Consider the following 561-nt stretch of genomic DNA (forward strand, 5'->3'; position numbering starts at 1 on the left):
GTGGTGCGCCCGAGCGGGTCGGTCACGCTTGTGATGCGGTCTGCATCGTCGTACGTACGGGTTGTGACGCCGCCCGTTGGGTCGGTGACGGCGGTGAGCCGACCTCGCTCGTCGTGGGCGAAGGTGGTGACACCGCCGAGACCATTGACGGTCGCCGCAAGCTGACCCGAGGCGTCGTAGCGGAACCGGCGCCGGCCGTACCGGGCGTCATGGACCGAGACGAGCCTCCCGGCAGCGTCGTAGCGGAACCGACTGGTGCCGGAACCCGGCGTCGTCCGCGCGACCACGCGCCCGACTGCGTCGTAGACGACCTGCTCTGTGTCCCCGGTGGGCAGCGTCCACCGGACGACACGCGAGTGCGCGTCGTACTCGAGTACGGTGCGTGCGCCGCTCGGATCGGTTGCGGCCGACGGACGGCCGCAGAGGTCGTACTCGTAGGTTGCGCGGACGCCGGACGGGGTGGTGAGCGATATCACCCGGCCCGCGAGGTCGCGTTCAATCCTGGTCAGTCCGCCCTCCCCATCGACAAGTTCGACGGGGCGTCCCGCAGCGTCGTAGGTG

General features: G+C 70.2%; 1 pseudogene. It reads right to left on the reverse strand.

Annotation, left to right across the window (positions count from 1 at the left end):
- Window positions 1–561: pseudogene (locus ACFQ2O_RS22365) on the reverse strand (hypothetical protein); the annotation flags it as partial.

The sequence above is a fragment of the Pontibacter rugosus genome, from assembly GCF_042678745.1.
In the GTDB taxonomy this organism is placed as follows: domain Bacteria; phylum Bacteroidota; class Bacteroidia; order Cytophagales; family Hymenobacteraceae; genus Pontibacter; species Pontibacter rugosus.